This is a genomic window from Dietzia sp. NPDC055343 (assembly GCF_053645265.1).
This window is the reverse complement of sequence record NZ_JBSHMJ010000067.1, coordinates 1-8,362: the sequence shown is the minus strand read 5'-3', so window position 1 is coordinate 8,362 and position 8,362 is coordinate 1. Positions and strand designations below refer to the sequence as shown.

Sequence of the window (8,362 nt, the reverse complement as noted above, 5' to 3'; positions counted from 1 at the left end):
TGGTTCGCGGGAATCGTCCACGACATCGCATTCTGCGCATTCATCGAAGGCGCCGACAGCTCAGGACCCGCCGTCGCGATGTCAGGCCAATTCCTTCGTGGCGCCGGAGAAGCCCTCACCCGCTAAACCGGCCCTCCCAAACTCAGAACGTCTGTCGACCCCCCGTACAGATCGAACGCCGATAGCCAGACGTTATGACAAGCACTGGTTCATCGCGCAAGTTGCGAGGCGCCCATCTGCATGGATTAAGCACCTCTTGCCGCCGCACGAGCTGTCTTCTCAGCGCTACTTTCGAATGCGAGAAGCTCGGCAATCGCAAGTCGGCGTGCCGAGTGCCCGCACGCTTCGCCCTCACAGGGATACAATAAGCTCCTGTTCACCCCGAGCTTAGGAGCAGGCATGGCCAAGGGCGATATACATACGAGCAAACAGGGCGAGAAGTGGGTTAACAAAGCCGAAGGCAACTCGCGCGCTTCAAACAGCGCACCTACCAAGGCTGAAGCTCAGGCGAAGGGACGCGAGATGGCGATCGAACGAGGCGTAGAGCATCTTGTGCACAAGCAGGATGGGAAGATAGGCGAACGCAATACTTACCCGCGGAGCCGAGATCCCCGCTCAAGCAAGGGCTGAGAGGACGAAAATGTCTGATTCGCGGAATCGTCCCCCAAGGTCTGTCACCGGCGGCGCTGTGCCCCGATCGGATGCACGAAGTGGAACACACGGCGCCCAGCCGCAGTCCCGCCCGGAACCGAAGCCCTCGGCACCTACCCCTCCACCTCCGCGCGGCGGCAGCGGCCAAGCGACGGGAAGGTGACGAGCTCCAGCACCCTTCGGAAGCCCCCTGCCGTGTTGGCCGAACCGGAGCTTGGCTTTACCCACTCAACCCTTTCGGACCCAACCAACGGGACGTAGATTCCCAATGTTCCTTCGATCTCCGAGGTGAACTCCCCGGTCGGAGACATATTCCACTGTCTCGGAATAAATATATCCCGTGGTTCAGGGTACATGGAAACGAATCCCTCCCCCTCTGGCATATAACCTCCTAGCCATTTGCCATCGCCTGTGAAAACGCGAACAAAGCAACCTGCTTGAGCAGGCGCAGCATAGTCCCATGCAGTCGGTGTGGGATGTCTACGTTCGGCTAACCCAAAAGGCTGTCGCTTTTTTCGAATCCTAACGTGGAAAAGGCCCGCAATGACGGCGGGGACTACAATCGCCAAGCCTAAAACAGTCGCTCCAACCGATCGCGGATTCTCAATCCAAGCAGGCTCACTCGCGACTCCCGTCATAGCGAGCTGTGACACGAGCCAGGGGCCAGCCAATATTAGGTAGACGCAATCAAAAATTACGCTTGCCGCAACTGCGTGCACTAAACGCACGCTGAAGTCCTTCTCGTCCGGACCTGGCCCGCGCAGATACCTCCTGACGGCGGTGAACACTATTCCCGGGACCACGAGCAGCAAGACCGCGATTACTTGGAAGAGGGTTTGCGGGAGTGCCATTTAGTATCGTCTCGTCCGTTATCGTCTTGAAATGGAGTTTAGTGGAAGGTGTTCGTGCCGCATGAGCACATGACCCTCCCCTGGCGACGCCAGCTCCTCAATGAAGATCCTGCCCGTCCGCGGTTGGCTAGATATCCCAGTCCTAAGTATCGCATCGGAATCGGACGCGACACTGCTAGATGGTTTTCGACTATGGCCGCGAGTTCTTGTCGCCACGTCGGCGCGGGTTCCACACCTCGGCCGACGGTACCGATCAGCCTGGGCGGTGTTCCCGAGCAGCAGGGTCCACAACCGCTGCGGCAGGGTCATGGCGCATGCTTGCAATCGTGGCATTGGTGCGAGATGATGGGAGCGAGCAGAGACCGGCACTTCCTAGCGGAACAGTCGGCTTACCCCTTGGACATATGCTGCGGCACCCAGGGGGTCGCTCTTATTTGCGGGCAGTTCGATCGTCACTGTTTGCCCGTCGAGGCGAGTGACGAGGTCTTCGTCGTGGGTGATGTACCGACGATAAGTGTGACTGACCAGATCGGGTAGCCAGAGTAGGTTCTCGATCGATGGGGATACGTGCATCACTGGGAAGTGCCTGCCGATCACGCCGCTCTGGCGCGCCTGCCTAATGGTGTGCAGGTCACGGTCGGTGTCTTGATGCCTGTTCTGTCGCTCTAGGACGATCATCTTGGCCTGCGCGGGGACGGTGCGTTGGTGGCCCTCGCCGGCGTCTGGGCGTGGAGCCTGGGATCCGAGTGCGGCGAGTAGCGCGGACAGGCTCACCGCACGCATACCGATGGCCTGGTCATCCGGACCAGGAGTGTGGCAGACGGCCAGGACGCAGGGGTCGCGATAGTCAGCGAGATAATCCGTCAGCGCTTCGATTTTCGGGAGTTCGTCATTGGTCTGCTGTGCGTCGACGGTATGCCACCAATTGCTGCCGACAATGCTGTGCAGGTCCGCGCGAATAGTCGCGTGATCGTCGATCGTCAGTAGCACCGCGGCCAGTGCGTAGAAGGGCTTCTCACCTCGGCGACACTCGTTGGGAAGTCGATACGCCTCGTCTACGAACGCCACCCGCTCTCCACTGGGCAGGCTTCGATAGCGGGCTGTTAGCCGGTCGAGATCCCCTCTGTTGCGCGGGTCCACGTTCCGTCAGCCTTCGACCGTGGAAGGCGATCCCGCCGTGCCACCCGACTGGTGGTCGAGCCTGCGTGAGGGGTGGGTTGCCGCGTCAGCCAGACGGTGCAGCTGGTCAGCTGTGAGTAGGTAGTCAGATAGTTCGAGACGGGGCTTTTGTTCGTGGCGGATGAGCTGGTACTCGCCAAGGATCCGCTGGTAGAGGTCCAACCTCGGCCCGTGGGAGTTGCCGTGGTCGTGATCAGGGCCTAGCACGGGGAGCACTTCGGACCAGCGGGTCTCGCTGACGAGATGCCGGACGTAGTCAAGGAGTCGCGTTTCGGCCTTGACCTGGTAATCAAAGCCGTCAAACTGGAGCAACCGTTCCGTGTCGTCATCTATGCTCTGTCCGGCGCCCCGAAGACGCTGGATGCTGACGGTGATGGTGCGAAACATGTCGAGTAGATCCATCACGAAGGTGCACTCGTCAGCCGTCAGTTCGGGGTGGGTACTGATGAACACGTCGCTGTATTCGGTGACGTACCCGCCTTCCAGAATCTGGGCGCGTTGGCGCTGATAGTCGGGGTCCCCCTCCACGTGGGCGCAGTCCTCAGTGGGGGCGTCTTCATGCGTGGGTGGCATGACGTGGGCGAGGATGCGGTGCTGCATGGCGAGCATCTGCCGTTCGTAGGTGGTCAGGGTGCGCGGCGCGGTCTCGGTCCACTGCCCCCGGGGATCGTCTCGAAGGATCAGCCCTTCCAAGGTGGATCGCACCAGGTCGGACAGGCTCACGCCCCGACTCTGCGCGAGCTCCTCCAGCTCGGAGCGCATGGCATCGTCGACACGGAACGCGATCGTCGCCACAACATCCTCCTCAAAACACCGTCAAACTACCTGTTTGACTGTTTTACGAAGCGTACCACAGTGGCGCGCCCGCGCGGAGGAGGAACGATGCAGAAAGGGGGACGGACCACCTACTTCAACGTGGGTGTCATTTGTTCTGGAGCGCCCGGTACAGCGTGGAGCGTCCGATTCCGAGATCGCGGGCGATCGCCGATGGCCCCTCCCCCGCCTCGATGCGGGCCCGGGCCTTGTCAATCTGTTCGTCGGTCAGGACACGTTTGCGTCCCTTGTACTTGCCCTTCGCTTTGGCGATGGCGATGCCCTCGGCCTGGCGTTCACGGATGATGGCCCGCTCGAACTCGGCGAACGCCCCGAGCAGCGACAGCATCAGATCGGCGCGAGGATCCTGGGCGCCGGCGGAGTAGGTGGCCCGCTCGTGGACGAACTCCACGCTCGCGCCCTTGGCGGTGATCTCACCGACGATCTGCTTGAGGTCGACCAGGGAACGGGCGAGTCGGTCCATCGAGGCAACAACCAACTCGTCACCGTCTCGCAGGTACCTGATGCACTCTTCGAGCTTCACACGATCGGCACGCGAGCGAGCGGACTGCTTCTCGATATAGACCCGGTCGCACTCCCCCACCGCCTCGAGCTGACGCGCCTCGTTCTGATCGGCGGCCGACACCCGCACGTACGCCACTCGCTGTCCACGCGGACGCGAGGCCCGGCGAGCCGGCTTCGGATCCGGCTTTGGCTTTCGCTTCGGGTTCCGGTCGATGATGTTCTCTGAGTCCGTCGACTCCACCCGAAGGTTCCAGTCCAGCTCGTCCCGGCGCCGGAACCGAGTCCGCACGCTCCCGCGGCTGACGATCAGCACCTCCTCGCCACTGGCGCCCGAGCGGTTCAGCAACGTCCCGATCCGATCAGCCATCGAAAAGATCCTTTCGCCCGGAATCTGTATCAATAGATACTAGACCCGACGGGATGGCGTTTCATAAGTACCGAACTAGACCCTGTGACACAGCAGCGATCGTTGGCGGCGTTCCGTCCCGCACGGGTGTACCCCAGAGTGACGGCGTCCATGCGGGAGGTTGGGCAGGATGTACTCATGCAGACCTCTTCGACCTCAGGTCCGCCCGGTCCGCCGGTTGCCTTCGTTTCTTACTCGTGGGACACCGATCAGCACGTCGCATGGGTCACTAACCTGGCGCGGCGCTTGCGTGCAAATGGTGTTGACGTCCACCTCGACAGGTGGCACGTTGGCCTCGGCCACGACTTGAACTTGTTCATGGAGCGGTACGCCGACCTCTCGGCCCGTGTCTTAGTCATGCTCTCGGATGACTACGGCCCCAAGGCCGACCGCCGCGGTGAACAACACACCGGTGTCGGCACAGAGACGACTATCGTCTCTCCGACCGTCTACCGCGATTTGGGAGGAAGTCGGGTCATCCCTGTTGTCCCGGACTCCGACACTGTGGCTGGTGAACCAGTCGTGCCCACATACCTCGTTGACAGAAAATGGATCGACTTTCGCAACGACCAAGAAGTTGCGTACGAGCAACTGTTGCGCGATCTACACGGAGTCCCCATCGAGGCCGCCCCACCGCTGGGGCCGAATCCGTTTGTCGGTGCAACAGAATCACAGGCCCGGGCTGCGATCCGCAACGACCCGGCTCGCTGGCACGATGGACAAACGAGTGGGCTGGTCGAGGTGAATCTGGATGAGAACTCTGGGAAGTTCATCCTCGGCAGCGAAGAGGCGCGTTTTGAGCTAAACCTCGAGTACTCCAGCGGCGACGAAGTTCGACCTGGAGCATCGAGGGAAGTTCGCCACTACAGCGACGGTATCGGCAAGATTGGTCGGGTAATCGCGGCCGTCCAGCACCCTGAGAGATTCGCTGATCTCGCCTCCCTGCCGATGTCCAATCGTGTAGAGACGACCAAGCCTGGTGACGTTCTGGTCATGATGAACCAGATGGGCTACTGGGCGCTGCTCATGCTCGACGACGTTATCTTCCGCCACGGGCCCAACGGCTATGAGCCGGTCGCCCTAGTGCGTTTTGTGATCGCCACCGACAGAACCGCTTCCCTCACACTTGAGGACTTGCCGCCGTTAGGGAAATAGGTCGAAGGCTCGCCCTTACGGCCCTGCTCGACCTGCGGGGAGGGCCCGTCGCGGCAGCACTGACATAAGTTCATCACCCTGACGGGGCGGTGATTGCAGCAAGCCAGTTGAGGGTGCCACCGGTACACATCACCGGACACGGCTTATCCGACAGTGCGACCTGGGGCGGCGCGCCTTGGCCGGCCCCTCGATGGGTGTCCCGGTGAACGACCGGCTTACGGACACCTGATTCTGTCTGCCCTCCCCTGCCGCCAGCTCCTCGTACCGTTGCCGGTCGATTGTGATGGCACCGCGGTAATCGGTCACTACTGTCGATGCGATGAGTACTGCGGAGGAGATCGACCGTTGGCAGCACGTCCTCACTCAAGCTACCGTCCCGTTCGAAATACCAATTCGGATCATGCGGGGGAAGGTGGACGCCTTTCCCCACGCCCAAGCTGTCGAGGTCGCCGTCTCGACGATCTCCCAGCCGGTTCTTGAACACTGGGACGTCGCTCGTCCGACCGAGGGGTCCGGACTGCACGCGGTGATCGCGCCGGTGGTGGAGGTCGTGCAGGCCCTCGACGTCTCCGACCTACGCCTCGATCAGATTGTGCGGGTTCTCGACATGGCGGCTGCAGCACTCGAGCGGCTGGAAGCCGGACTGAACGATCCAGAGTCGGCAAATGAAGTTGTGAGCGAGATGATTACCGACCTCAAAGCCTTGGTGATCACAGCTCGGCTCGGGCATCGAGGGATCATGGACCTGCTCGACGAGCAGTGGGGTCAGCGATTCGACAGCATCCGTAAAGGTCGCTTCGGCGACAATCCACAGCACTTCGACGTGATGAAGTTCGAGAGCACCGACGTCGAATCCGCGACGACGATTCCCTTCTCCGATCTGCTCTCGTCGGTGCACCCTGGCGTCGCCACGATGAAGGAGTGGATGGAGCAGTTCGACGTCGAGACCGAGACTGCCACTCAAAGCCAGTTTGCGGGCCGGTGGGTGGTCACGTTCTTCACCGAGTGGGAACTGAACTACCGCAGGCGACTGGCGAAGATCTACGAGTGCCCCGAGCGAGCAGTGCGTTCATCGCTGATGCGCGACTTGGGCTACATGCGCAACGACTTCGCCCACAACAGAGGAATCGCCAGCTCCAAGCAAAAGAAGTGCAAGCGATTGAATTGGTTCCAGCCCGGCGAGCGCATGCAGCCATTGCAACGCCACTACGAGCAGCTATTTAACGAGTTCGAGAATGAGAGAGAGATTCTCGTGCAGGCACCGGCTCTATACAAGACCAACAAGGTTGAGCTGAAGGGCAACGTGCCTCAGGACCTGGTCGACATTTTCAACGACGTCGCAGCTGAGCGGGGAATCGGCAACGACGAAGCACTAGCGGCAGCGTTGGCAGCGTGGTGCGAGGCAAATGAATAGCCGAGGTCAGTCAGTCCCCATCAGTCACCATTTGATCGCGTAGCGAATCCAAGGTCGGGCCGGTGAGGCTCCCTACGCGCCAGGCGACCCAGCCGTTTGACGACAAGACCTTGCTGGCGTCGTCACGGCCACTGTTGAGGGCATTCTGTGCGGCCCGGCTTGGGGCTGCGTAGGCCACGCCATCAACGACGATCTCGCCTTGAGTGGACACCGTGCCATTGGCAGTGGTCCCGCCCTGGCTTAAGTGCAGTTCAGTGCCAGCATTGATCAACCCAGCGGCGACGAGATCTGCGAGACTGATTCGCTTGCCGGTAGGGGGACGAGGAGAGGTGGAGACCGAGCCTTCGACGGCAGCATCGCCCTCGGGCAAGTCAGCATCCTTGAACGTGTCTAAGCCCGCCAGTCGTACTGCTGCCAGGATTGAGGAGAGCAGCTCGTCGAGCGACAGCTCCATGTGTGGCGGCAAGGTCCTGTCGCGGTCCTCTTTTCCCTGCTCGACGGTTATCCCGGAAATAGCGCCCAGTTCGGAGGCCAGGCGGCCTTCCAGGTAGCCGATGTCGGCGCTCGTAAAGCCGTGAGAAGTGTCGCGCTTACAGAGTAGGGCGCGCTGCCAGTCGATCTTCGGATTGTTGTCATGGTGGAGCACGCGGGCGCGCAAGTCGACGCTCTTTCCGACGTAGACCACACCGCTGCCGTCGGTGGTCATCAGCACATAGACGCCTGGCTCGTTCCATTCGTCCTTGGGTAGGTTCTTGACGTCGCGCCGGTTGAAGTAGCCGACGCGCAAGGCATGGGCGATGAAGTCGGCGACGATCGGCGCGGTGGTCGATGCGGGGATCTGGACATTGACCGCGACGACCTGGGCGCTCACTGGAAAGTTCCCGTGCTGACGGTATCCCAGAGGCCGATCTGTTCGTTGGCGTGGCGCAGCTCGCGCTCCTGCGGGGTTAGTGCGTAATCGAGGCTCGCCGACTCGAAGCGCTTGAACTGATAGATCGCGTGGTTCATGTGCTGAGCATTGAACAGGCCGATGTCGTTGAGCGTCTGGAAGTCCTCCACGGTCAGTCCGGTGACGCGCTCGAAGAGATCAGCGTCGAGGGACTCGATAACGTGCTTGAGGGCCTCCTCGCGGAAGTCGGTCACGTACATGAATACCGGTATCTTGGCGAGGAATTTTTGGAGCTTCTTGCGGATCTCCGTGCGCTTCTTGGCTGCCTCGGACTGCTCTTTTTTCTGCTCAGGGTCGAGCTTGCCGCCCTGAGCCCGCTTGGCCTTGCGTCGGTACTGCCGACCACCGTGACGGAGTACGGTGACGCAGGCTCAGCAGTGGCGACAGGGGCAAGTGCGAGCGAACCGGCGACTGCGACA

The 8,362-nt window shown here is 61.2% G+C and carries 9 protein-coding genes; 3 read left to right on the top strand and 6 right to left on the bottom strand.

Translation table 11 applies throughout. The features are described 5' to 3' along the window. The first annotated feature begins 399 nt into the window (after positions 1 to 399). Positions 400 to 630, top strand: coding sequence for a DUF2188 domain-containing protein (locus ACWIE7_RS17925; RefSeq protein WP_452101045.1), 231 nt, complete (start codon positions 400 to 402; stop codon positions 628 to 630). A 134-nt stretch (positions 631 to 764) separates the two neighbouring features. Here ACWIE7_RS17925 and ACWIE7_RS17920 read toward each other — a convergent pair whose 3' ends face one another. The 4 genes from ACWIE7_RS17920 to ACWIE7_RS17905 form a co-directional block, all read right to left on the bottom strand. Next, positions 765 to 1,502 (bottom strand): DUF6338 family protein, encoded by a 738-nt coding sequence (locus ACWIE7_RS17920; RefSeq protein WP_452101044.1) that lies wholly within the window; start codon positions 1,500 to 1,502, stop codon positions 765 to 767. Positions 1,503 to 1,874: 372 nt separating this feature from the next. Further along, entirely contained in the window at positions 1,875 to 2,570 is a 696-nt protein-coding gene (locus ACWIE7_RS17915; protein WP_452101028.1) for a hypothetical protein, read from the bottom strand. A 78-nt stretch (positions 2,571 to 2,648) separates the two neighbouring features. Continuing rightward, the gene (locus tag ACWIE7_RS17910; RefSeq protein ID WP_452101027.1) at positions 2,649 to 3,476 is read right to left on the bottom strand and encodes a YfbU family protein; all 828 of its coding nucleotides are present in this window, start codon (positions 3,474 to 3,476) and stop codon (positions 2,649 to 2,651) included. A gap of 127 nt (positions 3,477 to 3,603) precedes the next feature. After that, positions 3,604 to 4,386, bottom strand: coding sequence for a recombinase family protein (locus ACWIE7_RS17905; RefSeq protein ID WP_454070159.1), 783 nt, complete (start codon positions 4,384 to 4,386; stop codon positions 3,604 to 3,606). 177 nt (positions 4,387 to 4,563) lie between these two features. Between ACWIE7_RS17905 and ACWIE7_RS17900 the strand changes: the two genes are divergently transcribed. Continuing rightward, positions 4,564 to 5,580 (top strand): toll/interleukin-1 receptor domain-containing protein, encoded by a 1,017-nt coding sequence (locus ACWIE7_RS17900; RefSeq protein WP_454070158.1) that lies wholly within the window; start codon positions 4,564 to 4,566, stop codon positions 5,578 to 5,580. A gap of 319 nt (positions 5,581 to 5,899) precedes the next feature. Further along, the gene (locus ACWIE7_RS17895; protein WP_454070157.1) at positions 5,900 to 6,994 is read left to right on the top strand and encodes a hypothetical protein; all 1,095 of its coding nucleotides are present in this window, start codon (positions 5,900 to 5,902) and stop codon (positions 6,992 to 6,994) included. A gap of 10 nt (positions 6,995 to 7,004) precedes the next feature. Here the strand turns inward: ACWIE7_RS17895 and ACWIE7_RS17890 are convergent, their stop codons facing one another. Both ACWIE7_RS17890 and ACWIE7_RS17885 read right to left on the bottom strand, forming a co-directional pair. Next, on the bottom strand, positions 7,005 to 7,865 hold the full coding sequence (locus ACWIE7_RS17890; protein WP_454070156.1) for a restriction system modified-DNA reader domain-containing protein: 861 nt from the start codon (positions 7,863 to 7,865) through the stop codon (positions 7,005 to 7,007). After that, positions 7,862 to 8,143, bottom strand: a complete 282-nt coding sequence (locus tag ACWIE7_RS17885) for a hypothetical protein (RefSeq protein ID WP_454070155.1) — start codon at positions 8,141 to 8,143, stop codon at positions 7,862 to 7,864. Before ACWIE7_RS17885 ends, ACWIE7_RS17890 begins: the two co-directional genes overlap by 4 nt. Positions 8,144 to 8,362: the final 219 nt, after the last annotated feature.

What these genes read in the sequence shown, in the direction of transcription:
- ACWIE7_RS17925 (WP_452101045.1), top strand. Translation starts at nt 400, where the DNA reads ATGGCCAAGGGCGATATACATACGAGCAAACAGGGCGAGAAGTGGGTT.
- ACWIE7_RS17920 (WP_452101044.1), bottom strand. Translation starts at nt 1,502, where the DNA reads ATGGCACTCCCGCAAACCCTCTTCCAAGTAATCGCGGTCTTGCTGCTC.
- ACWIE7_RS17905 (WP_454070159.1), bottom strand. Translation starts at nt 4,386, where the DNA reads ATGGCTGATCGGATCGGGACGTTGCTGAACCGCTCGGGCGCCAGTGGC.
- ACWIE7_RS17900 (WP_454070158.1), top strand. Translation starts at nt 4,564, where the DNA reads ATGCAGACCTCTTCGACCTCAGGTCCGCCCGGTCCGCCGGTTGCCTTC.
- ACWIE7_RS17895 (WP_454070157.1), top strand. Translation starts at nt 5,900, where the DNA reads ATGAGTACTGCGGAGGAGATCGACCGTTGGCAGCACGTCCTCACTCAA.
- ACWIE7_RS17885 (WP_454070155.1), bottom strand. Translation starts at nt 8,143, where the DNA reads ATGTACGTGACCGACTTCCGCGAGGAGGCCCTCAAGCACGTTATCGAG.